At 47.0% G+C, this 22,852-nt stretch carries 20 protein-coding genes and 1 pseudogene; 9 read left to right on the top strand and 12 right to left on the bottom strand.

Annotated features, from left to right (window positions below):
- From RMO27_RS13975 to psb27, 4 genes and pseudogenes are all read right to left on the bottom strand, one after another.
- Positions 1–269, bottom strand: a pseudogene (locus RMO27_RS13975) (hypothetical protein); the annotation flags it as partial.
- 310 nt (positions 270–579) lie between these two features.
- A complete protein-coding gene (locus RMO27_RS13970; protein WP_309733500.1) occupies positions 580–1,173 on the bottom strand; it encodes a TetR/AcrR family transcriptional regulator in 594 nt (197 codons plus the stop codon).
- A gap of 126 nt (positions 1,174–1,299) precedes the next feature.
- Complete coding sequence (locus RMO27_RS13965) at positions 1,300–2,871, bottom strand: family 10 glycosylhydrolase (RefSeq protein WP_309733498.1); 1,572 nt, start codon at positions 2,869–2,871, stop codon at positions 1,300–1,302.
- A gap of 206 nt (positions 2,872–3,077) precedes the next feature.
- Positions 3,078–3,479: a photosystem II protein Psb27 gene (gene psb27 / locus RMO27_RS13960; protein ID WP_309733496.1), complete on the bottom strand. Its 402-nt coding sequence runs from the start codon at positions 3,477–3,479 to the stop codon at positions 3,078–3,080.
- A gap of 242 nt (positions 3,480–3,721) precedes the next feature.
- Between psb27 and RMO27_RS13955 the strand changes: the two genes are divergently transcribed.
- The 3 genes from RMO27_RS13955 to RMO27_RS13945 all read left to right on the top strand — a co-directional run bounded on the left by RMO27_RS13955 (position 3,722) and on the right by RMO27_RS13945 (position 5,390).
- Positions 3,722–4,342, top strand: coding sequence for a biotin transporter BioY (locus RMO27_RS13955; RefSeq protein WP_309733493.1), 621 nt, complete (start codon positions 3,722–3,724; stop codon positions 4,340–4,342).
- 12 nt (positions 4,343–4,354) lie between these two features.
- Complete coding sequence (gene lspA, locus RMO27_RS13950) at positions 4,355–4,828, top strand: signal peptidase II (protein ID WP_309733491.1); 474 nt, start codon at positions 4,355–4,357, stop codon at positions 4,826–4,828.
- A 64-nt stretch (positions 4,829–4,892) separates the two neighbouring features.
- Positions 4,893–5,390 carry a PPC domain-containing protein gene (locus tag RMO27_RS13945; RefSeq protein ID WP_309733488.1) on the top strand — a complete coding sequence of 166 codons (498 nt, stop codon included), beginning with the start codon at positions 4,893–4,895 and terminating at the stop codon, positions 5,388–5,390.
- 112 nt (positions 5,391–5,502) lie between these two features.
- Here the strand turns inward: RMO27_RS13945 and fabI are convergent, their stop codons facing one another.
- Entirely contained in the window at positions 5,503–6,279 is a 777-nt protein-coding gene (gene fabI, locus RMO27_RS13940) for an enoyl-ACP reductase FabI (protein WP_309733486.1), read from the bottom strand.
- A 314-nt stretch (positions 6,280–6,593) separates the two neighbouring features.
- Between fabI and ntcA the strand changes: the two genes are divergently transcribed.
- Positions 6,594–7,271, top strand: a complete 678-nt coding sequence (ntcA, locus tag RMO27_RS13935; RefSeq protein ID WP_309733505.1) for a global nitrogen regulator NtcA — start codon at positions 6,594–6,596, stop codon at positions 7,269–7,271.
- Between the two features lie 92 nt (positions 7,272–7,363).
- Here the strand turns inward: ntcA and RMO27_RS13930 are convergent, their stop codons facing one another.
- A complete protein-coding gene (locus RMO27_RS13930; protein WP_309733485.1) occupies positions 7,364–7,570 on the bottom strand; it encodes a hypothetical protein in 207 nt (68 codons plus the stop codon).
- Between the two features lie 419 nt (positions 7,571–7,989).
- On the opposite strand from RMO27_RS13930, the gene glyA reads away from it, so the two are divergent.
- Positions 7,990–9,273, top strand: coding sequence for a serine hydroxymethyltransferase (gene glyA / locus RMO27_RS13925; protein WP_309733482.1), 1,284 nt, complete (start codon positions 7,990–7,992; stop codon positions 9,271–9,273).
- An 89-nt stretch (positions 9,274–9,362) separates the two neighbouring features.
- Here glyA and RMO27_RS13920 read toward each other — a convergent pair whose 3' ends face one another.
- Positions 9,363–9,857 (bottom strand): bifunctional nuclease family protein, encoded by a 495-nt coding sequence (locus RMO27_RS13920; RefSeq protein ID WP_309733480.1) that lies wholly within the window; start codon positions 9,855–9,857, stop codon positions 9,363–9,365.
- Between the two features lie 388 nt (positions 9,858–10,245).
- Here RMO27_RS13920 and ribE point away from each other — a divergent pair, with 388 nt between their 5' ends.
- The 3 genes from ribE (at position 10,246) to RMO27_RS13905 (ending at position 13,037) form a co-directional block, all read left to right on the top strand.
- Positions 10,246–10,935 (top strand): riboflavin synthase, encoded by a 690-nt coding sequence (ribE, locus tag RMO27_RS13915; RefSeq protein ID WP_309733478.1) that lies wholly within the window; start codon positions 10,246–10,248, stop codon positions 10,933–10,935.
- Between the two features lie 256 nt (positions 10,936–11,191).
- A complete protein-coding gene (locus tag RMO27_RS13910; protein WP_309733476.1) occupies positions 11,192–12,637 on the top strand; it encodes a HAMP domain-containing sensor histidine kinase in 1,446 nt (481 codons plus the stop codon).
- Positions 12,638–12,761: 124 nt separating this feature from the next.
- Positions 12,762–13,037, top strand: a complete 276-nt coding sequence (locus RMO27_RS13905) for a YciI family protein (protein ID WP_309733474.1) — start codon at positions 12,762–12,764, stop codon at positions 13,035–13,037.
- A 29-nt stretch (positions 13,038–13,066) separates the two neighbouring features.
- On the opposite strand, the gene hemW is transcribed toward RMO27_RS13905, so the two are convergent.
- From hemW to RMO27_RS13890, 3 genes are all read right to left on the bottom strand, one after another.
- Positions 13,067–14,248: a radical SAM family heme chaperone HemW gene (gene hemW / locus RMO27_RS13900; protein ID WP_396133714.1), complete on the bottom strand. Its 1,182-nt coding sequence runs from the start codon at positions 14,246–14,248 to the stop codon at positions 13,067–13,069.
- A gap of 121 nt (positions 14,249–14,369) precedes the next feature.
- A complete protein-coding gene (locus RMO27_RS13895) occupies positions 14,370–16,676 on the bottom strand; it encodes a polysaccharide biosynthesis tyrosine autokinase (protein WP_309733472.1) in 2,307 nt (768 codons plus the stop codon).
- 322 nt (positions 16,677–16,998) lie between these two features.
- Positions 16,999–18,891 carry a glycosyl hydrolase family 28-related protein gene (locus RMO27_RS13890; protein WP_309733470.1) on the bottom strand — a complete coding sequence of 631 codons (1,893 nt, stop codon included), beginning with the start codon at positions 18,889–18,891 and terminating at the stop codon, positions 16,999–17,001.
- Between the two features lie 361 nt (positions 18,892–19,252).
- Between RMO27_RS13890 and RMO27_RS13885 the strand changes: the two genes are divergently transcribed.
- Complete coding sequence (locus RMO27_RS13885; RefSeq protein ID WP_309733468.1) at positions 19,253–20,515, top strand: glycosyltransferase; 1,263 nt, start codon at positions 19,253–19,255, stop codon at positions 20,513–20,515.
- A 15-nt stretch (positions 20,516–20,530) separates the two neighbouring features.
- Here RMO27_RS13885 and RMO27_RS13880 read toward each other — a convergent pair whose 3' ends face one another.
- Together RMO27_RS13880 and RMO27_RS13875 are read right to left on the bottom strand one after the other, a co-directional pair.
- Positions 20,531–21,697, bottom strand: coding sequence for a glycosyltransferase family 4 protein (locus RMO27_RS13880; RefSeq protein WP_309733466.1), 1,167 nt, complete (start codon positions 21,695–21,697; stop codon positions 20,531–20,533).
- Positions 21,694–22,848, bottom strand: coding sequence for a glycosyltransferase (locus RMO27_RS13875; RefSeq protein WP_309733464.1), 1,155 nt, complete (start codon positions 22,846–22,848; stop codon positions 21,694–21,696). Before RMO27_RS13875 ends, RMO27_RS13880 begins: the two co-directional genes overlap by 4 nt.
- Positions 22,849–22,852: the final 4 nt, after the last annotated feature.

Genomic DNA, 22,852 nt, shown 5'->3' with positions numbered 1-22,852 from the left:
GCGCCAGCGATATCTTCACGATCGAGTTGGAGCGGCACGATGCCGTCGAGAAAAGCCTCGACATCCACCGCCGTTAACTCGTGGACATTGGCAGCCGCAGGAACGGTGGTCAACGGCTCGTTTGCGATGTCATTGGCGGATGATAGCCTACTGTCGGTAATCGGTGCGGATAGCGCGGGCGGAACTTGTCCGAACGAGATTACCTCCGGTAGGCACGCCAACGATGAAAGCATTAAGCAGAGAATTATTAAAGTCGCAAATTTTTTCATAAGTTCTGTTCGTAATATCTTATGCTTAATTACTAAAAATTATTTAGAGATTGCTGCTGTTGGAGCGAGATCGACGATGCCTTTATCGGTGACTTTTTCGCCCATCCGAGTATTGATTTTGAGAATTTTTCCCGCCGTGGGAGTGCGAATGTATGCCCGCTCTAATTCAATTTGAGCGCGGTTTTGAGTGGCGATCGCACTTTGTACTTCAGATTGGGCTGCTGGGATATCGATCGGTCGAACTTCGGCAATGCGGGTGAGATTTGCCTGGGCTTCAACAATTTGCCCTTTTAGAACTTTTACGCTGCCATTACTTATTACTCATCAACACGACCGCCTCTACTAACATTTCTGCTTGAGCATCCCAACTCTTGAAATTTGGTTGATAAAGCTGACAAAGTAGCAGCCCATTAATAAATGTCGAAATAAATTCGCAGATCGTGTAATTATCGACCTGTAAATAATTATTAATTGCTGCGATCGTTTCTCGATCCAATTGCTCGAAAATAGTAATAGAATTTCGACTTAAACTCTCTTTGGAAACATCTTCTTCTCCCGCTTGCTGTTGGTAATAATCCATCCAGATCGTCAATTGCTTGGCAAAGTAGTCTCGATTTTCCTGCGTGAACTCTAGAATTGCACCGACTCGCGATCGAATATCCGGTGGTACCGATTCAGCTTGAATCAGAAAATTGCTGATGTCTCGCTGGGCTAGTTCCTCCACTAGTTGCAAAAATATCGCTTCTTTACTCGGAAAATAGTGGTACAGCGTTCCTGTTGATATCCTCAGCTTTTGGGCGAGTTGGCGCATGGTAATTTTCCCATAACCGATCTCGGCAAATAGCTCAAAACTCTCTGTTAGTAGTTGTTTTCGGTATTGCTCTCGATCGACTATCTTCGGCATTCTATTTTATATCGAACGTTTGTTATAAACAATTTAACCTCAAAAAATCAGGGTGTCAATCTAAACGCCCTGACGATCAAATATTTGCCGCTTGCTATAGTTTCAGCATCAATTGGCTCCGGAAACCTATTTCAACTGACAAGAACTCCGATAGTAATCCAACTCCGGCTCTTGCCAGGAAAAAGCGAAGTGACTGATGGAGCGAATCTGGGGAAGATTGCGGTGAATGCCATCCATTTGGACTTCTAGCGACGGACGACCCTCGGTTGCCCGTCCCCAATTCCCCGCGAGTGCTGGTACCACGTCCGTATTTGCTGGCGCGAAACTGAGGACGCGGCGAATTTGATCGACGATACAATTACTGCGATTGCAAGTGGCATAAGCCATCGGGTGCCATTCATTGGTCGTGAATCGATCCCAAGGTTGCAAGCGCGAATCGTAGCCTCTGCGCCCGACGGGTTGATTGGCTTCAGGAAAAAACACTGCGCCAGACCTAATTCGTTGTTGTTCGACGGGAGCCGCCGCTGTTTTCAAGAAATTGACCACGCCTTGACTGGCATGAGCGAGGGTTAGTTGCCACAAATCCCATTCGATCCAGGGGAATTTTTCCTCATAGGACATCGTTCCTTCGGCGTCTAGGGGGGTGCGCCCCTGCCATAAGGGCGAAACTTCATTGGGATAGAGTTTGTCCACCTCCTTGAGGTCATTAATCGTGATGCCGCCCTTGGTCAAAAAGCGATCGATCAGGTCGGTACCTTTTTGATTTTGCGCTAAGGCAGCAAGGGTTTTGCGCGACTCATCGCCATAAATCCATAAGTCTTTGACTTGGCTGGCGATCGATTGTCCGCCCTGCCCGCGTGGGAAGCGAATATAATCGAATAGCAGCCCATCAGGTTTCCTATTGACGACTTCGCGAACGATTTGCTCGTAGTCAGTTTTGGCTTTGTTGCTGTAAGGATCGACAAATAAGACCGAACTAGTGTTGCCATCAGTGGCTTTTTGGAAGCCTTCTTCACCTGCAAATAATGTAGTTTCCCCACGCCCATTAATCGCAATTGTGGACTGTCCTTCAGGCGTGACGGCGTATTCAGGACCAAAGTTGAGGCTGTACATCCAGGCATAGACTTTCATGCCGCGTTCGCGCCCTTTTTGGATCGAGTCGGCAAGGAGATCGGTTTTATCGGTGCCCCTACTGGTCAAGACTGAGTTCCAAGCCGTGCGATTGCTCGATCGAGGTAATAAGGCTTTGCCGTAGAATGTAGCGACATAGACTTGGTTATAGCCTTTATTGACCATCCGATCCAAGATTTCTTCCAAGGCACCAGGATTCGTATCGCAAGGATAGAGCCGTACCCAAATGGCCTGATTTTTCAACCAGCTCTTCTGGCGGCACTGGGTGACATCGTTAGCGTGCTTTTTGACGATTTCTGCGTACTTAGTTTGACTAGTACGATCGCCTTTTTGGGCAGCTTGGCGCAAGACGTTTTTGGTATTGACTTCGGCTGCGGGAATCTGACAATAATCGTTACTGGGCGCAGTCGGTGTAGGTGCTTTCTGGACGGGACTTGGTGGTACCGCATAGCCTGGTGCCGTGAAGCTAGTTGTCGTTAGTACCCCTACTAATAATTTTTGATGCCACTTGTGGGGATACCATCCCACCAGTGAGATCGGTAGATTCTTGTGTAGCTTACAGTTCATAGATAGTATCGCTTGCGATGGCTCTCGATCGTAGTTCAGCATCTTAAAGTTAAAAGGAGAAGCCAATTTACATTGACTTCTCCTTTCAACTTATGTTGATTCTGACCGATCAATTGTGGATAAAGTTCCGCTTCAGCCGCAAAATAACGATCGATTCTAAATAATTTTAGCTAGTAGTTGTAATTGCTAGCCTACCTACCAAGCGATTAGGCACCCCGTTGCAGAGCCAATTCGATTTGCTTGAATTTTTGCTCTAGACTGGTTTTGAGCTTCTCTGGTAACGGACGATTGGGATAAGCGGCATAGTGGGCTGCGAGCGAGTTGAGTGCCGTCCGCATACTGGTAAAGGAACTCAGCTTAGTGAGGGCTGGATCTTGACGATAACGCGAGGCAAAGTCATTGATATTCAACTTTGCCAACGACTGAGCGGTAGCTTTGTCAGGGGAGTCATCTGGTAACTCTAGTACTGCTTTCATACTATTGAGGACGGTCATGGTGTCCTGACGATAATTGCCAACTAATCCACCCGGGCTAGCCGCACACCCAGCCAAACCAACGATCACAACTAGTACTAACGCAAATAACTGCGACCACAGACGCTTAAACATAATTTATAACTTAAAAATCTAAAACTCCAAAATTACTCTCCATCCTAACGCGAATCCGATCGCAAATGGAGGAGCGGGCGCGAGCGATCGACTTGAGGCATTAATGCCAGCGGTAAACTTGACTATTGGCGATCGATCGACAACGATTAACTTAGTCAATCGGATTGCTACTCACTCAACATTGTCGATCGATTGCCGTCACCAGCTATTCCAACCCTATTTCCCCCTTCCTTGCCACTGATATGAGTATCCCTCGTCCCTATATTTTCATGTGGACGATCGTGGGCTTATTGCTGACGATCGGTGCTAGCTTCATTCCCGTTTATGTGACCAGTTCTCCCTGGCAATGGCTCAATGTTGGCGGGGTCTCTGCCTACCCTTTAGGATTTAAGTGTCAAGTTGGCGCGGTATTATCGATCGGTTGTTTGGGTGGTAGAACTGCGGGCGCACTCTCTCAAGCTACTTATGTGTTGCTAGGCGCGATCGGCTTACAAGTGTTTAATGATGGTGGTGGCCTTGGCTATCTGCAAAAACCAGCTTTTGGTTATTTACTCGGATTTATTCCTGGGGCTTGGGTGTGCGGACAGTTGGCTTTTCGACGCCGATTTGCTAAAAGTGAAGTGCGATCGACACCCCCAGTAGAACAGCTTGGCTTGAGTTGTCTGTTGGGACTGTTGACAATTCATGCGGTCGGGATTCTCTATTTAGTTTTATTTCAGTTGGTTAATTGGCAAAGTTCGGGCGAATTTAAGCTAGTCGAGGCGATCGGCACTTATTCGATCGAGCCGTTTATCAGTCAACTAGTGCTAGGATGTTCCGCGACCCTGATTGCTTTTATTTTACGCAGACTGATGTTTTACTAGTAATTCGATCGCATGAAAATTAGAAATTATTATTTTTGGGTGGCTGCTGTTAGTAACATTTGCATCGATATTATCAGTAAACGCGCGATCGTCGAAAATCTCCGCATCGAACGCACATCCTTCCCGATCGTGCCCAATATCTTGCATTTTACTTATATCCGCAACCACGGCGCGGCATTTAGTCTGTTGGAGGGACAGCTGTGGTTACGCTGGTTATCATTGATCGTGAGCGTGATCTTGATTGGTGTGGGGATTTTCAAGGTTTTTAGTAATATTTGGGAGCAGCTCGGATTCGGTCTGATCCTAGCTGGTGCTGCGGGGAACGGGATCGATCGCTTATTTTTCAATGGCTCAGTCGTCGATTTTATCGATCTCCGATTTATTAATTTTGCGATCTTCAATTGGGCTGATGTATCGATCAATTTAGGCATCGTTTGCTTGCTGATTCATAGCTTCTTTTACCAGCCCCAACAATCCAATCGGTAGCGATCGGATTGAAGCCAATCTCCCCGTAGCAATTACATACCGATCGATCCGATCTGTTTTAACCATGTCAATTTTAAATCACAATTGCGGTCGCTACCTCGTCTTCCTCTCCGCATTCGCGATCTTACAAAATCTATCGATCAGTAGTACGAATGCAGCTCCCCGCACCAAAATCGAGAATAATCCGACCTCGCGAGTTAGCAAATTCGTCTACACGCCCGTCAAACTATTACCAAATGTCGAAGTCAAAGAAACACTATCCGATCGCGATATTCCTACTGGCGATGGTGGCTTTGCGCGAGATTATTCTATTCAACTCATGGCTGGAGATCGAATTGCGATCGAGCTGAATTCGGAATCCTTCGATACTACTGTCATCCTACTCAATGCTGAGGGCAAAACGATCGGCAAAAATGATGATGGCCCCGATGGCACTAGTAATTCGCTCCTATTTACCAAAATTAAAGACGCGGGCACCTATGTCATCCGCATCCAAGGTTTTGGCGAAACTAGTAGCGGGGAATTTAAGTTAAAAGTTAGTAAGTTACAAGTGCAGCAGTGAGTTTAGTGGATAGTGGATAGTGGATAGTTGAAATGTAGTTCTGAAATATCAACTCTATTTCACCATTCACTATTCACTTTCCCCTATAGCCTAAAGCCTAAAACCTAAACCCTTACATCCCAACCGTCTCATATCCAGCATCGACATAGAGAATCTGTCCGGTAATGCCACTAGCTAGATCGCTAGCCAAAAAAGCTGCCGCATTACCAACTTCAGTCTGAGTTACCGTGCGGCGCAATGGTGCGATTTCTTCGACGTGGTGAATCATATCCAAAATTCCCCCCACTGCTGAAGAAGCCAAAGTCCGAATCGGCCCGGCGGAGATGCCATTGACACGGACATTTTGAGTGCCAAATTCGGATGCTAAATAACGGACGCTCATTTCCAAGCCAGCTTTGGCAATCCCCATCACATTGTAATTGGGAATTACTTTGACCCCACCGAGATAAGTGAGCGTGATAATACTTCCCCCCGCTGTCATCAGCGGTTTGGCAGCACCAGCCAGCCGATTGAGCGAATAAGTACTAATATCCATCGCCTGTGCGAAACCCGCTCTTGAAGTTTTGCTAAAATCGCCAGAGAGATCTTCTTTATTCGCAAACGCCAAACAGTGAATCAGAATATCGACGCGTCCCCATTTTTCACCAACTTCAGCAAATGTCCGATCGATTTGAGCGTCATCTTGAACGTTGAGCGGCAGATAAATGCTCGGGTTCAAGGGAGCGACTAACTCCTCAACTTTCCGCTCCATCTTCCCCTTTTCGTCGGGGAGATAGGTGATCCCGATATTCGCGCCCGCCGCATGGAGTTGTTGCGCGATGCCCCAGGCGATCGATCGATTATTAGCAATTCCAGTTACTAGGGCGTTTTTTCCGCTTAAATTTAACACGATAATTTCGTTCCATCTTAACTCGCACGGCTTATGATATCAGGTTAAGTTGGTACGCCGCTAAATGTCACCATCGACTCACGGCATTGTAAGAGAGAATAGACTTGCCAGGATCGAGCGGTTTGATGCTAGGTTGTCGGCGATCGATCTGACAGCTAGCGATCTCCTATCATACTTAGTATGCTGCGATACAAAAAACTATTGGCAAGTCAGATTAAGTATTGTGTAATACCTTTAACTAGGGACTAGAAGTTTAGACCCAGCTCGATTCCGAAAGTGTGATTCCAACTATTCCCAGCCAGAGCAGATTTAAGATGGTCATGACGCAAGATAAACCGATCGCTAGTGTCTTTCAGCAGATGGCTGGAGGCGAGTTTCCGCCGGTATTAGAGACATTCGATCGCAATAAAACGATTTTTTTCCCTGGCGATCCGGCCGAGCGGGTGTATTTCCTCACCAAAGGGGCGGTAAAGTTGTCTCGCGTCTACGAAGCTGGCGAAGAGATTACAGTGGCCTTACTGCGCGAAAATAGCGTATTTGGGGTGCTATCTTTGATTACGGGCAATAAGTCTGATCGCTTTTATCATGCTGTCGCCTTTACACCCGTAGAATTATTGTCAGTCTCGATCGAGCAATTTGAAAAAGCCCTCAAAGATAATCCCGAACTATCTTGGATCATGCTTAGAGGCTTATCTTCACGGATTCTGCAAACTGAGATGATGATCGAAACTTTGGCACATCGTGATATGGGATCGCGACTTGCGAGTTTTTTGCTGATCTTGTGTCGGGATTTTGGGATTCCCAACGGCAATGGCATCACGATCGATCTTAAATTATCCCACCAAGCAATTGCCGAAGCGATCGGCTCGACCCGCGTGACAGTCACTCGCTTACTCGGCGATTTGCGCGATGAAGAAAATCAGGTCATCTCGATCCAGAAGAAAAAAATCACCGTTCATAATCCGGTGGCTTTGAGTCAGCAGTTTAATTAGTGGATAGTGGTTAGTGGTTAGTGGATAGATTTCCCTGCGGTATGAATCTAGGCTAAAAACATTGCCACTATCCACCATTCACTATCCACTATTCACTCAATATCCACCAACTTAAACCCCATCTGACACTCATAAGCATTGGATTGGACTTCGGTACAGCAATCGAAGTTGTAGACGAGACGACCGCAACCGAGTTTACCTTGTCGCCAGCGAGGTCGGCCATCGCGATCGGCGAGCAGACAGGCTTGACAGACTTGTTGTGGGGGAATAATTCGATCGTTTAAGATGACTACTAACATACACCATCCTCATTTTTGAGTCGGGATTGTTCGATTTTGACGGATTGACACAGTAGCGGCTGAGATCCCGACTGGGCGATCGCACCGCACTCAGATAGCGCGATTAAAATTGGAAATTGGTAGGGATAATAGTTTATATAGTCAATTCTATCAATACTACTCAAATTGTCACTAATATTTATCACTAGCGGTTGGCAGCTCCAGCACCGAATCTTAGTTACGTATTTTCGGATAGCATCCCACTAGATTTTTGTACCGAGTGAGACAGTTTGGGACAATTGAGCCAGAGTTAAAGATCGGGCAGCGATCGATCCATGGCTTGAGCGAAGCCAGATCGATTGGTTATGATATATAACCATCTACCCAGAAACTCAATCGATCGCGTCATTCTCAACTTACTTCCTGATAAAGACTAGACCATGGTAAAAACTAACTTAGAATTTCTCGTAGAGACAGATCCGGCGATCGCGCGGTTAATTGGTTCGGAGCTAGGTCGTCAACGGAGTCATCTCGAATTGATTGCCAGTGAGAATTTCACCTCTGCTGCGGTACTCGCCGCACAGGGTTCGGTACTGACCAATAAATATGCGGAAGGCTTACCCACCAAACGTTACTATGGGGGCTGTGAATTTGTCGATGAGATCGAGCAAATTGCGATCGATCGCGTCAAGCAATTGTTTGGGGCGGCAGCGGCGAATGTCCAGCCGCACTCTGGCGCGCAGGCCAATTTTGCTGTTTTCCTGACGCTCCTCAATCCTGGGGACAAAATCATGGGCATGGATTTGTCCCATGGCGGACATCTCACCCACGGTTCGCCAGTGAATTTTTCGGGCAAATGGTTCGATGTCAATCACTATGGTGTCAGTCCTGAAACCGAGCAACTAGACTACGATCTGATTCGGGATTTGGCCAAACAACATCGTCCCAAATTGTTGATTTGTGGTTATTCGGCCTATCCTCGGATTATCGACTTTGCCAAATTCCGTGAGATTGCCGATGAAGTGGGTGCCTTCCTCATGGCCGATATCGCGCACATTGCTGGACTAGTTGCCACTGGCCATCATCCCAACCCGCTCCCCTATTGTGATGTCGTCACGACGACAACTCACAAAACCCTCAGAGGGCCACGTGGTGGTTTGATTATGACTCGCGATGCCGAACTGGGTAAAAAACTCGACAAGTCTGTATTCCCTGGCAGTCAAGGCGGCCCCCTCGAACATGTGATTGCGGGTAAAGCTGTCGCCTTTGGTGAAGCTCTCCAGCCCGCCTTTAAGACTTATTGCGGCAACGTGATTGCCAATGCCCAGGCACTTGCGGGTCAACTCCAACAACGGGGCTTCAAAATCGTTTCTGGTGGGACTGACAACCACTTGATGTTGGTCGATCTCCGATCGATCGGCATGACTGGCAAACAGGCAGATTTACTCGTTAGTGATGTCAATATCACCGCGAATAAAAATACCGTACCATTCGATCCAGAATCGCCATTCGTCACTAGCGGTTTGCGCCTGGGTTCGCCAGCGATGACGACTCGTGGGATGGGGACGACGGAGTTTGTCGAAATTGCAAATATTATTGCCGATCGCTTATTGAATCCTGAAGATGATCGAGTCGCCAGCGATTGTATCGAGCGGATTGCGACTTTGTGCGATCGCTTCCCCTTATATCCACATCTGAGTATGCCCGTGCCCGCACTGGTATAGATAACAGTGTGGAGTGCGTGAGATCTCGATCCCGTCGCACTCCACACAACTTAAGTCCTACCTAATACCTAACACCTCAAGCCTAAACCCTAAGAAGCATAGCCACCTTTCCGAATCAGATCGTCAGGACGGAGGTTGGAAACAAAGCTGCGGAAGGCTTGCCGCTCTTGCTCGTCCGCATCGCGATCGACTGGAATCGACGCATCGGCAATCACTTCTTCGATCACCCAAATCGGTGCTTTGGTGCGAATGGCGATCGCAATGGCATCGCTAGGGCGCGCATCGATTTCGCGAATTTGACCGTTGTTATTAATCGAGATCGACGCATAAAAAGTGTTGTCTTGGAGCGAATTAATCGTAATCCGATCGACTTTGAGATCGCAACTATCAAAGATATTGACAATCAAGTCATGCGTAAAAGGTCTTGGGGGCGTTTGCTTTTCCAACGCATTGACGATCGCTTTGGCCTGTTCTTGACTGATATAAATCGGTAAAGCACGACGATCCGAAGCATCTTTGAGTAAGACGATCGGACTCCGCGATACAGCGTCCAATGCAATCCCGGCTACTTTCATTTCAATCATGGTGGGTTCCTTACTATTAGTTACGGTGATTTAGGTGGTTACGGACGTTAAAGTTTAAAATTTGTCAGATTTAGCTATTAATGTAATCTTTATTGCTGCATGTCGATCGGGGTGGTTTCCTCTAGTTAATTTAGCGATTTAGATAGTTGCGAACCTTAAAGTCTAAAATTCGTCAGACTACAGCGGCTGCGGTCAGATTTGATACTTGGTTCTGGATCGGGGGCTTTTTCCTCTAATTACTGAATTTAGGTGATTGCGAACATTAAAGTTTAAAATAGAGACTGCCGTAATTAGTCTAACAAGCTGGTGTCTTGAAGATTAGTGCCGACATATATCAAGGATGGCTTACGAAACACTCGATCGCGAATAGTACTTTGACTGAAAATAGATGTTTACAGGACTAGTTCAATCGCTGGGAAATTTACGCCTTTTGACTGACGATCGGTTGGAAGTTTTGTGCAGTGGTAGTGATGCCCAAGTTATTCTGACCGATCTAACTATTGGTGATAGTGTAGCTGTTGATGGGGCATGTTTAACCGTCGAAGAAATTTTACCACAAGGGTTTATTGTCACGGTTTCACCTGAGACTATAAATCGTACAACGATCGGCCAAAGAGATCGCACTTCTACTCATGCAAATTTGGAAACATCATTGCGGGTAGGTGGGAAAATTGGCGGTCATTTTGTCACGGGACATATCGACGGCATCGGCAGACTAGTCTCTAGCAAAGCTACTGCCACTTCCTGGGAAATGCGCTTCGCCGCCCCCCAATCCCTCACCGAGCAATGGGCGGATTATCTAAGTCGGTATTTAGTCTCCAAAGGCAGCATCGCTGTCAATGGCGTGAGCTTGACGATTGCCGATTGCGATCCGGGCGGCAATTGGTTTACGGTAGCGGTCATTCCCCATACTTACGAGTACACCAATCTCTCCCAACTTCAGCCAGATGAATGGGTGAATCTGGAAGCAGATATTTTGGGCAAATATGTCGAAAAACTAATGGTATCGACTGATCGCGCTACCAGCAAACGCGAAATCATCACCCCAGACTTTCTCGCCGCAAATGGTTATGCGTAGAGGATAGAGGATAGTGGATAGTGGATAGTGAATAGTGAATAGTGAATAGTGAATAGTGAATAGAGAGAGAGTTTGGACGCTGGCGTCCTTTTATCTCCTAGTTTCCCCGCTCCCCGCTCCCCGCTCAGTGAACGTAGCCGAACTGAAAAATCTCGATCCGCCGGATATTCGCCTAACTCAAGTTCGGTTTACCCCTGCGATCGCTTATCCTCGATCCGTTACTCTTGGGGGGTGAGTCTTAGCAATCGGGTATATCGTGGTCAGAAAGTGGTTGCTCCCAACATTAAGCGAAGTATTAGCAAAAGCAGAACCGACGGGCATCGATCTGCTCGTACCCGAATTCAATCCGCCCGATTCACAGCCCACTACCGACGTCCGGCAGCAAGAACTCAAAGCCGAAAGTCAGTGGCATAGTGCGATCGCGTCTGTCGAAACTTTATTATTAACATCCTTACCCAGTCCGATTGGAGCCAGTGAGCTGAGTGAAGAGACAGTCATCGAAGGGTTATTAATTACCGCACCATTGCCCTTATTCAGCCATCCCGCGATCGTGTCCCAGTTGCACACGATTACGTTTACGACTCCTCATGTCAATCGCCAATTATTACCATGTCAGTCGCCAGGGCGATCGCGCAATCTCGATCTGACACATCACTTTCCGATCGAATTATTGCTGACAGATCCACTCGCAGACGAACGCTTCTGTCTGGTATTGACGCAACAGTTCAGCTTGGTAGTCGTTTTGGGTGAAGAAAATGGCGAACCGCGCTGTCAATTTTCATTCGATCCTGATGACTTGGATCTCGCGTGGAAATCTTTACGCGGCAGAATCATGCTGACCGCACCCGAACACTTAGCATATTTAGATGAGCTAGCTGCCCAATTTAGCCCGATCGAGCCGGATTATCGTTGGGTGATGGCATTTAGTCAATCCTTATTAGCACATCAGCCAGTCGCCCAGCTAGCCCCGACTCAGCAACCAGTCGAGGTACCGACGAAAGTAGCTGCCGATGTCGAACTGATCCAAGCACTCACTCACGAGATTCGCACGCCGCTGACGACAATTCGGACGATGACGCGGTTACTCTTGCGCCAGCCGGACTTGTCCCCACGCGTGCTCAAGCGGTTGAGTGCGATCGATCGCGAGTGTACCGAGCAGATTGATCGGATGGAACTGATTTTTAGTGCGGTAGAACTGGCCACTGCCCAGCCATCCCAAGCTGTAGATTTAACCACGATGTCGATTGGCGAGTTACTCGAACAAAGTCTGCCTCATTGGCAACAACAAGCCGAACGCCGCAATCTGAATCTCGCTGTTGCCATTCCCCATAAGCTCCCCGCTGTCGTCAGCAATCCGACAATTCTCGATCGAGTATTGACGGGGTTAGTCGAAAACTTTACCCGCAATCTGCCTTCTGGCAGCCGGATTCAAGTCGAAGTTACGCCGGTGGGAGACAAATTGAAATTGCAACTCCAATCTCAATCGGATGACGATGAACAGCCTCACACCCCCGCCCAACAACGACACTCGATCGGTCAATTACTCACTTTTCAACCAGAAACCGGCAATCTCAGCCTCAATCTGAATGTGACCAAGAATCTGTTTCACCTCCTCGGTGGTAAACTGATCGTGCGCCAACATGTCCAACAGGGGGAAGTGTTGACGATCTTTTTGCCACTATCGACGATTGCGCAGAGTTAGTCGCGCGTCAAGACAAGACAGGGAGTTGAGAGTTGAAAACTAACAACGAGCGAATCCCCCAGTCATCCAGTCCCCAAGTCACCCAGTTCCCCAAGTCACCCAGTTCCCCAGTCCTTTAATCTTCATGCTTTGGTTTGTCAAAATTGAAACGGGAATAGTTCCCAAACAAGAATTCGATCGCTATATCCCCGCGCACAAAGCTTACGTGCAGGATTTGATCGATCGCGGACATCAAGCCACCACTGGATACTGGGGCGAACGTGGGGGTGGGATGATGCTATTTCAAGCTGAGTCTCTCGCTGAAGCCGAACTAATTGTCGCCGCCGATCCGCTCGTCAAGAATCATTGTGTCACCTGTCAATTACACGAATGGCGGATTGTCATGGGCGGATTTTTGTAATCGATCGATTTTAAAGCGATGGCAAACAGTTAAAGCTCCAAACTAAATATTTCGGTCAATACCACATTAGAAAATAGTAATCCTTCGGGATCTGATAAGCGGACATAGCGATCGTCATTGGCACTAACGACAATTTCCACCCAGCCGCGATCTCGATCTCGTTGCAAGCATTTTAATAAACTGTTGACACGATCGATCCCAAATTCGGATTCGATCGCTTGGAGGCTGACCCCACGCGCCAATCGCAATCCTAGCATCAACGTTTCTAAAAACCGATCTGCTGTGGGGGTCAGATCGACTCGCCAATTACAGCCGTCAGCGACCCATTGATAGTATTCCTGAGTCTTGCGGGGACGGGTGAAGCGATGATCTTCGAGATTGCTGGCCGCACCCATGCCGAAGGCGTAGTAGGATTGATTTTGCCAATAGGTGAGGTTATGGCGGCACTGAGAGCCAGGTTTGGCGTAGTTAGAAATCTCATAATGTGTGTAACCCGCGCCACTTAAAATTTGCTGCGCGGTACGATACATCTGAGCGGTGGTTTCGTCGCTGGGGAGAGGTTTATCGCCCGGTTGATATTGCTTGGCGAAGGGGGTTTGCGCTTCGACGATCAGATCGTAACAGGAGATATGGGTGGGATTTAGCTCGATCGCGGACTCTAGGGAAGTGGCCCACTGGACGATCGTTTGTTGGGGTAAGCCAGAAATCAGATCGAGACTCCAGTTGCTGATTCCGCCTCGATGCAACAGCTCTACAGCCTGGTAAATATCGCTGACTGTATGCGATCGACCACATAATTGCAATAACTGGTCTTGAAAGGCTTGCACGCCGATGCTGATTCGATTTATCCCCGCCTGGAGATAGCCCTGAAGCTGGGTCAGATCGAAGGTGCCGGGATCGATTTCCATCGAAATCTCAGCATCATTGGCAATCCCAAATTTGGTAGCTAATAAGTCTAAGATCTGCCCCAATTGGGCGACTGTGAGCAAGGAAGGAGTGCCGCCGCCAAAGAAGATGGTGGTGAGGGGTTGTTGATAATTTATTTGAGTGGCGATTTCTGCCGTTAAGCGATCGAGATAGAGTTGGATATTACCAGAACTCGCGCCTGTATGGCGATCTCCGACGACAAAGACGGGAAAGTCGCAGTAGTAGCACCGCCGCCGACAGAAGGGGATGTGAATGTAGGCAGCAGTTGGCAGCAAGGAAATAATTACTGATATATGCCCTCAATGGCGGGCGGTGTATGTGCTAGATGTCTTTACTCTATTGTATTGGTTTGCGTCCAACCACAAGCGATCTATTGTCCCCACGATCGCCAAACCATCCTTACAGTTAAGTGGCGGAGTTGTTTTGCTGTTGCAACGCTAATGCCGAGGAGTTGCGAGTGGTTGCCAGATTTACGACTAGTCCTAACACGGCAACTTTCGATACTGTCAACGTGCGGAGGGAATTGCGCAAAACTTCCCGATGGACTTTGCCGAGTCTGTTGACCAGAAGTAATCCGTCTGTGTGCGGGATTAATAATAATGAATCTGCAAAACTTAGGGGGACGGTATCATAAATAACTAAATCGAAATTACGTTGACATTTGTCCATCAGATTCTGCATTTTTTTTGAACTCAAAATGCTGGTGGGATCTAAAGAAACCGAACCAGCTAGCAGAATATATAAATTTTCCTCGCCGGGCAACAGATGAACTGTTTCCATCAGCTCTGTGGTGCCAGCAATAATATCGGTTAAACCAGGAATCGCAGCACCACTAGGTTGATCCACTAGACTTTGCAAACTGGGCTTGCGCAGATCGGTATTTACCAACAATACCCGCTGACCCATGGCAGATGCAGCTTGTGCCAATTGAATGGCAATCGTCGTTTTGCCCTCATCAGGCAATGACGAACTGACAACGAGCGATCTAATCGGTGCGTCTGGACGCAACAGCCGAATTTGCGAATTTAGGGCGCGGAAAGCTTCCAAAAAGGGTGAAAATCGATATTGACCGAGCACCTCAGTCACAGGTGGCAGATTGCGATCTGTAGCCATCTTCCCCGTCAAAGATTTTTGTTCGTCTTCTCGGTGCGGAATTACGCCCAAAATCGGAATATTTAGTTCGTCGCGTAAGTCTTTGAGTGAATAAATAACATCGTTCATCTTATCGACTACTAAAGCTACTCCCGTCCCTAATAGTAAGCCGAGAATCGACCCTAAAGCCAGATCTTTGGCTAGGCTCGAAGATTCGAGCGGTCTAACCGTTGGTGCCGCAATCAGCTCCCACGGTACCTCTTGACGAGCAGCACTAATCTTTAAATCTTCCCGTTTTTGCAAAAACTTGTTGACTTGTTCTGTGGCAGTTTTTAATTGTCGATCGAGATTTTCATATTGACGAGAGATCGTGGGGAGTTTCTCAGTTTGACTAGATAAGGATTTAGCTGCTGCGTTGAGTCCATTGAGCTTGTCTTCCAAAACTTTAACTTGAGTGGCAGCAGCGAGATACTGTTTGCTCAGATCTTGGCGCAGGGAGTTTTGATAGGGTAGAGATTGGGCATCCGGAACGCGTTGAGCGAGGTCGCTACCCAAAATGGTCTTGGCTTTTTCATTCAATAACGGGATCAACTTACGTTTTTTTTCCCGCAATGAAATTATTTTGGGGTGCTCCTCGGTCAGATCTGCCGATAGATTCTCCAACTCCACATCAATGTCTCCAAGTTGTTTGAGCAATTGTTGGTATCCCGGTGCATCGCTCAACACAGAAGCTGCTTCGGCACTTTTTGGCTGAAGTTGCAGTTGCTGTTGGGTCGAGAGATAGAGTTGCTGGGCTTTGTTTAGCTCTAATTGAGTTGTTTGTTGTTCTTGCTTGGTATTATTTAGTTGAGTACTGAGCTGAGATTCGAGGATCTTGGGATCGGTTAACCGATTTTGCTCGCGGAAAGTCTGTAATTGTTTCTCTAAAGTTTGGACTTGAGCTTGGATTTTGGGCAGTTGGGTATCGACAAATTTAATCGCCCGACTCACATTACTTTTGCGCTCGCTGAGACTATATTGAATGTACGCACCCGAAACGAGGTTTAACAACTGTTTGGCTTCACTCGGTGAATTACCGCCATACTTAATTTCCAATATTTTGGTGTCTTCTGTGACTTTAAACCGACTAATTTTTAGCGATGTTCGGAGTGTTTCATAAGAAATACTTGGATTGGATGGTTTGAGCTTGTCAACGACAGGAGCTAAGATCTTCTCGCTTAGTAGTAACTGAATTTGGGTGGGATAATCCAGGGTCACTTTTGATGATTGCGCGCTCCCCACATCTTGCTCCTCCCCACCTTTTTGATTGCCAGTGACTGCCGAAACTACTTGTGCTTCTGCCGTGACTGGCTCGATCAAGATTCTGAAGTTGCCTTCATATTGAGGCGGTCGAGTCTTGTTCCAGGCAGCCGTTGCACCCATCGCGAGGATATTAATGAGGATGACGATACCAAGCCGTCTTTGGATGGCATTAAAAACTTGATTGAAATCTAGACCGCCTTCCTCAGCGTTGCGACTGAGGATCGCTTCAGGATTTGCCTGGGATCGTTGTTTGGCACGACGTTCTTGCCACTTCTCTTCTTCATCCGGTTTTAACTCGCCGCTTAGAATGATCCCCATTGATAACTAATCCTCAAAAGTCTAAGAGTGAGATCGTACTGCTCAACCTGAACAAGTGGTGCCAGCGTGCGGCAACTCCTACTGAAGATTTGCTGAGATCGCGTAAATCTCTAGCGGCAGCAGCCGTCGAATATTTCGATCTCTTAAGTGCCGATCACGAGATAGAGTTCCAATTCAATCCTAACAAGTCGCAAACCTATTTGTCACACAATTCAGCTATAAGGCTGACTGAATTACTAACAGTGAGATGCAACTTTGTCGCTGCTGAAGTGGGTTTGTCATTTCCAGCCAACGACGATATGAGCGGGTCGATCGCCTCAAATTACTTGGTCGGACTGACGTACAACGGGATCTGTTTGCCACTACCTTGATAAGGTGGGAGACTCTGGCCGGTCAAATTACGAATACTACCGCCACTGCTTTCTCTAATGTACGTTGTATAATTTGGTGCACCATAATTAACTTCGCCTAAGGTAATCGAGATTGCCGATCGATCGTTGATAAACATTGGTGCATTTTGGGTGCCATCGGCTCCGGGGGTGGTAGTGTAGGCCAGACCGCCCATCACTTCAGTTTTACCGCCACCCTTAGTCTCAATCAGCGTGCCGCCACGCTCGGTTTTTAGTCCCAAGATCCACAATTTCCCACCGTTATTGGTGATGTGAGTGCCAGCATTTTCGACATTAAGTTGTCTGGCCCAGACATTTTGCCGATTGAATTTCCAGTTCTGAGAGGGATTGGAGACGACATTTTCGATAAAGACATTACCCGAACCGGTCATGTTACCAGACACATTGGTAGCGTCACGAATCACCAAGGTGCGGGATGAGGCATTTTCGATAGTTGGTGTCGAATAATATCCGCTTTGAATCCGCTCGAATACTACTACGGGATGGGTACCATTGACTACTTTAAAGCCGGGATTGACGTGATTGGGCACATCTACGAATGCCTCTGTCCCGATGATGCGGCGGACATTTTTGCGGAGTAAGATTGTCTTGGTCAAATGGTAGGCACCGACAGGAAAATAAACTGTCGTCTGCCCGGAATCAATGGCCGATTGGATGGCAGCGGTATCATCGCGGCCATCATCAGGAATGGCTCCAAAGGCTACGACATTCACCCAACCATTGCCAGCGGGGTTATCCCAGGGTACATTCGGCGTTTCCTTGATCGGCAGATTCAGGGTTTTCGCTGTTAATGGGAACTGCTTGGCAATTGTATCCTTTGCGGAGAGAGGCTTCTGCTGATTGATGGCGACTCGATAGCCCTTGGTTTTGAGGTTGCGGACGAGCAGATCTAGTGGGAAACTATTCTCGATCGCTGGTTTCATGGCGGCGTTACCAATACCCTGCAAAGAGGCGTCTAGCAGCACGATCCGGCCACGAGCATTGTAAATGGCGGTGACCGCATTCTCGCTCTTTAATCCACGAATATTTAGGGTCTGACCGGTGTTATATAAACCATATCCAAGCTGATTTTTGAGTGTAATATGTTCTAATGTTTGGCTATTGATATGAAAACCAGTACGAATGCCGTACTGAAATCCTTTGACTGTCAGATTTTTGATTAAGAGGGGGCCAATTTCATCGGTAAAATTCATGTCCAAACCGTTAACACCCTGTCCGTCTCCCGATTGGATGGTGACATGGCGCATCGAGCCTTGATTGCTTGCGTTAAACTGAATCCCGATCGCGCCAGGATTGCCAGTACCAGTATCGACAGTGAGATTGCGAATCGAGTTACCAAATCGCTGTGCCGGAGCGGGACCCGTGAAAATTGCAGGTTTTGGAGTCGTGGCGATCGTAAACCCCGGCGTGCGATCTTTGAGCTGGATCTTAACGCCGCTCTCGCTCTGTCCTTGTATTGTCGTATTTTTGTATTCATCACCACCTTTGCCCGTACCTGCTGGCCAAGTAATTGTTTTGGAAATTAAGTAGGTACCATTGGGTAGATAAATAATGCGCCGACCATTAGGGTGAGCATTCAGTAAGGCTTGAATTGCGGCAGTATCATCGGTAGTTCCATCGCCTTTAGCCCCAAATTCTTTGACATTGAGCACGCCAGCATCCAGCGGGAAGGTCATATTTTGCCGATTGAGATTGGTGTCATTAGATCTATCTACTCGGTTTTGTCTACTGAGGGAGACAACTGTCAGTGGCAAGATCGAAACTGCACCCAGAATTAAGAATTGGATAACTATTGAGGCTTTCATATTTGACGATTGAGATAAATTAAGAATACCTATATATTCTTAATTTATCTCATATTCTGCTCTTCTGGAAAGCAAAAAATAATTATGGAATAGGTGGCTCAAATCTAATTATCCCCCATCAGAACTCAATCGATGTTTGAAATCAGTACGGCGGGTATAAAATCAACGAGTTTCAGCCTTTGTGCGGAATAAATAACCGGAGATGTTCGATATAATCAGGAAAACTTTAATGTCTTGATTCTATAAATAAGCTCAATCTAAACATTTCGACACAAGAGAAATTTAAGGGATAGATAGTGCAATACTTATCGGAATTGACAACTAAGTTTTCGAGCGAACTAACCTTCTTTGTTTTGGCGCAGTGAAACGATTAAAAGTTCTAATATCTGCTTATGCTTGTAGACCCGGAGAAGGTTCCGAACCTGGGGTTGGATGGAATGTCGTGCGAGAATTGAGCGAGTACCATGATATCTGGGTGCTGACGCGATCGGATAACCGGATGTCGATCGAATCAGAGCTAACCCGTCATCCAATACCAGGATTAAACTTTATCTACTGCGAACCGCCCACTCCGATCCAAAAATTAAACTCCAATCAAAAATTAGTTCATCTGCATTATTATTCCTGGCAAATTGCGGCCTACCTTGTAGCTCGAAATTTACACAGAGAAGTAAATTTTAATATAGTGCATCATGTTACTTACGTTAGGTATTCGTCTCCGAGTTTTCTCTCACTCTTGCCAGTGCCCTTTATCTGGGGGACAGTTGGTGGCGGTGAGTCAGCGCCCAGAGCCTTTTGGGCAGATTTTAGCTGGCGAGCCAAAATGTATGAATCGATCCGTAGTTTAGCTCACCGGATCGGGGAACTAGATCCATTTACGCGGTTGACAGCCCAGCGAAGTGTGCTAGTAAGAGCAACAACAGCGGAGACAGCAGATCGGTTGCGTCAGATGGGAGCCAGAGAAATTGAGATTTTTCCAGAATCAGGTCTCTCAGCAGCGGAAATCGAACATCTCGCACAATTTCCATTGCACGATCGCCCAAATATCCGCTTCATTAGTATGGCCAGACTGCTACATTGGAAAGGTCTGCATTTAGGAATTCGCGCTTTTGCTCGCGCAAATATTCCCAGTAGCGAATATTGGATTTTAGGCGATGGTATCGAAAAGCAACGCTTGCAAGACTTAGCCGCGAGATTGGGCATTAGCGATCGCGTAAAATTTTGGGGTCGGCTCCCACGTCAAGACACATTGGAGCAGCTAGCCGAGTCCGATGTCTTAGTACACCCTAGTCTACATGACTCTGGTGGCTGGGTCTGCCTGGAAGCAATGGCCGCAGGTCGTCCCCCCATCTGCTTGGATCTGGGCGGACCCGCTATTCAGGTCACGGAAGCAACTGGTTTGAAAATTTATGCTACAACACCCAACGAAGCCATCGCTGGTCTTGCGGCTGCCATGACTCAACTAGCCCAAAATCGGGAGTTACTGGCAAGCATGAGTCAGTCAGGACGCAAACGGGTCAAGGAAATGTATAGTTGGCAAATCAAAGGTCAGTTATTAGCGCAGCTCTATACAAAATTAGATCGGTCAGGACAGATCGAAAACAGTACCCAAAACTTGATTTAGAGTTATTGACTGGATTTATGTAACACGATGATAAATATCGATTAACTGTTGGTAATTTTGTGTGGCAGTATACTTAGCTTCATATTTAGCACGAGCGTGTCTGCGCATTTCTTGTAACAAAATTGGATGGTGCAAACACCATTCAATTTTGGTAGCCAAGTCTTCGGCATCACCAGGTTTAAAACACAGTCCGGTTTGATGTCTATCGATCAGCTCAGAGATCGCGCCGATATTTGAGGCAATTACTGGTGTACCCTTGGCAAATGCTTCGATCGCAACTCGACCGAAGGTTTCATACCAGTTGGAAGGAAAAATTAAAAACATCGCTTCGCCCATCAGCCGATGCACCTCAGAGATCGTTTTGATCCCTACCCATTCGACATGTGGCGTCCGCTTGGTAGCTTCCATTACTAGTTCTGCTAACGGTCCATCACCCACAATCTTCAGGGGAACTTTCATACTCAGACGTTCCCAAGCAGATAAAAGAACATCGAGACCCTTTTCGACGGAAAGCCTACCAACATACAAAGCATAGCCACCAGTCCCGCTACCCACCCCTGGATCGGGATGGACAAAATTAGGCTTGACAACAATTTTATCGCTGGGAAAGCCTGCTTCTATAAATTTATGACGAGCAAAATCGCTCAGCGCGATGAATAAATTGACGCGATCCCAGGTGCCGATTGCTCTATGAAAAGTCAGCATTGCCGCAGTTACCGCTGTAGCACTTCGGTGATCTCGATAGCAAGAATGAACTACTCCAGGATAAGGTATAAATTTGCCCAAACAATCTTCACAGACCCGACCATCACGAAAAAACAGTCCATTTGGACAAATCAGCCGATAGTTGCGGAGCGTTTGAATTACGGGTACGCCTTCAGCTTGAGCTGCATAGTAGACTGAAGGTGAGATCAGTGGGAAAAAATTCTGAACGTGGATCAGATTGAAACGATTTTGTCTGAGTTTGCGATGGACAGACTGATAGGCTTCAAGAGACCAGATCGTTCTCAGGGCTAATCGAGCCGGATTGAGTTTGGCGATGCGAGTATTATTCTCTTCATAGAGATCGACAATGTGTCCCATCTCTCTGAGTAATCTTTCCTCAGATTCCCGAGACTCATCTTCACCTCCACGGAGTTTGTAGTTGTTATGAATGCTCAAAACACGTAGCTGCTCGTTCATTGTGGACCCCTTAGAGCTTTTCGTTCTAGAACGGACTCATAGATACTTTCTAAAATTGTTGTTTGCTTGTGTAGATTAAAGTTTTTTTCTACATGCTCTTTGCCGTTAAGACTAAATCGCTGCCACAGTTCGGGATCTCGGAACAACTGCAAGATCGATGTTGCTAGTCCTGCGATATCGCGCTCGGCGGTCAGAAAACCTGTTTCACCGTCGATCACAGCTTGAGGAATACCTGCATGATGTGAAGCCACGACAGGTAGACCCATTGATTGGGCTTCGACAACTACAGTTGGCAGTCCTTCCGAATCTCCGGTAGAGGCCGTCACACTAGGAACCACTAGCACCATCGATCGATCCATCCAACTTTTGACTACGGATTGGGTTTGGAATCCCAAAAATTGGTAGCGACGGAGGAGCTTGGCTGCTAATGTTTCTAATTCAGTTTTTAGTTCTCCATCTCCAATCATCACCAGTTCTATTTCTGATGCAACCGCTTGGACTTGAGCCATCGCTCGCAGCAGATATTCACACCCTTTCTTTTCTGAAAATCTGCCCACAAATAGGACGATCGACTGACGTGGCAGTTGGATCTCAGATTGAAATTGCTTTGTATCGACACCATAATAGTGGGCGATCGTCTTCTCTGCTGGGAATCCTTGTCCGATTAACTTCTGTTTAATAAACTCCGAGACGCCGATGAATAAATCTGCTTCTCGTTTTAATTGTTCGCGACGCTTGAGATAAATTCTGGTACTCAAGGAGTTTTGTCGAGCATACCGATCGGTCATTGTTGCATCTATGCCATAGAAAGTAACAATCAATGGTACTTTGAGTCGAGGCATCAATGGTAAAGCTAATGCTCCACAAACGCCAAAATGAGCGTGGACTAAAACAGGTTTCAACTGCTCCACTGCTCTAGAGAATTTTTCTGCAAATCCGGATATTTTAAATAAACCTTCAGCCACAGAGCCGAGGGGGCCACCTTGGTTAACAACTAAAGTTCGTTCGGGGGGTAAAGATAGTCCCTGCACTCTACGCGCCCCAACGTAATAAGGAGTAAATTTTTTTAATCCTTCTCCCTGCGCTCGGATAAAGGTTTCGGAGGCAGGGAGGAGTCTACCATTAAAGAAAATAACATTCGGGTTAGACATGGTT

Source organism: Chamaesiphon sp. OTE_75_metabat_556 (assembly GCF_031378165.1).
Classification (GTDB): Bacteria; Cyanobacteriota; Cyanobacteriia; order Cyanobacteriales; family Chamaesiphonaceae; genus Chamaesiphon.
The sequence above is the reverse complement of the archived record's forward strand: the minus strand, read 5'-3'. Positions and strand labels throughout refer to the sequence as shown.

Bases quoted from the DNA above. Each gene is read 5' to 3' on its own strand.
- RMO27_RS13905 (WP_309733474.1), top strand. From the start codon at position 12,762: ATGCTTTGGTTTGTCAAAATTGAAACGGGAATAGTTCCCAAACAAGAA.
- ribE (WP_309733478.1), top strand. From the start codon at position 10,246: ATGTTTACAGGACTAGTTCAATCGCTGGGAAATTTACGCCTTTTGACT.
- RMO27_RS13920 (WP_309733480.1), bottom strand. From the start codon at position 9,857: ATGATTGAAATGAAAGTAGCCGGGATTGCATTGGACGCTGTATCGCGG.
- glyA (WP_309733482.1), top strand. From the start codon at position 7,990: ATGGTAAAAACTAACTTAGAATTTCTCGTAGAGACAGATCCGGCGATC.
- ntcA (WP_309733505.1), top strand. From the start codon at position 6,594: ATGGTCATGACGCAAGATAAACCGATCGCTAGTGTCTTTCAGCAGATG.
- psb27 (WP_309733496.1), bottom strand. From the start codon at position 3,479: ATGTTTAAGCGTCTGTGGTCGCAGTTATTTGCGTTAGTACTAGTTGTG.
- RMO27_RS13895 (WP_309733472.1), bottom strand. From the start codon at position 16,676: ATGGGGATCATTCTAAGCGGCGAGTTAAAACCGGATGAAGAAGAGAAG.
- RMO27_RS13945 (WP_309733488.1), top strand. From the start codon at position 4,893: ATGTCAATTTTAAATCACAATTGCGGTCGCTACCTCGTCTTCCTCTCC.
- RMO27_RS13875 (WP_309733464.1), bottom strand. From the start codon at position 22,848: ATGTCTAACCCGAATGTTATTTTCTTTAATGGTAGACTCCTCCCTGCC.
- RMO27_RS13970 (WP_309733500.1), bottom strand. From the start codon at position 1,173: ATGCCGAAGATAGTCGATCGAGAGCAATACCGAAAACAACTACTAACA.
- RMO27_RS13930 (WP_309733485.1), bottom strand. From the start codon at position 7,570: ATGTTAGTAGTCATCTTAAACGATCGAATTATTCCCCCACAACAAGTC.
- lspA (WP_309733491.1), top strand. From the start codon at position 4,355: ATGAAAATTAGAAATTATTATTTTTGGGTGGCTGCTGTTAGTAACATT.
- RMO27_RS13965 (WP_309733498.1), bottom strand. From the start codon at position 2,871: ATGAACTGTAAGCTACACAAGAATCTACCGATCTCACTGGTGGGATGG.
- RMO27_RS13890 (WP_309733470.1), bottom strand. From the start codon at position 18,891: ATGAAAGCCTCAATAGTTATCCAATTCTTAATTCTGGGTGCAGTTTCG.
- RMO27_RS13955 (WP_309733493.1), top strand. From the start codon at position 3,722: ATGAGTATCCCTCGTCCCTATATTTTCATGTGGACGATCGTGGGCTTA.
- RMO27_RS13880 (WP_309733466.1), bottom strand. From the start codon at position 21,697: ATGAACGAGCAGCTACGTGTTTTGAGCATTCATAACAACTACAAACTC.